The organism is Cellulomonas sp. GbtcB1 (assembly GCF_019091725.1).
GTDB lineage: Bacteria > Actinomycetota > Actinomycetes > Actinomycetales > Cellulomonadaceae > Cellulomonas.
On sequence record NZ_JAGXJG010000515.1, the window covers coordinates 1 to 239 of the forward strand.

Annotated in this window: 1 protein-coding gene; it reads left to right on the plus strand. The window is 73.6% G+C overall.

The genetic code is table 11. The annotated features are described in order from the left end of the window. Positions 1-239: PAS domain-containing protein (locus KVT14_RS21225; RefSeq protein WP_217617375.1), on the plus strand; the 239-nt coding region annotated here is incomplete at both ends.

The window sequence follows — 239 nt, forward strand, 5'->3', positions numbered from 1 at the left end:
CCGAGCGCGAGGCCGACGCCCGGTTCGCGCGGGTGCTCGAGACGATGCAGACCGCGTTCTTCCTGCTCGACGTCGCGTGGCGGTTCTCGTACGTGAACTCGGTGGCGGAGCGCGTGCTGGGCCGCACCCGGGGTGAGCTCCTCGGCGGGGTGGTCTGGGACCTGTTCCCCCTGTCGGTCGGCTCGGCGTTCGAGGAGCACCACCGCGGCGCGGTCGAGTCCGGGGCCGCGCGGTCGATC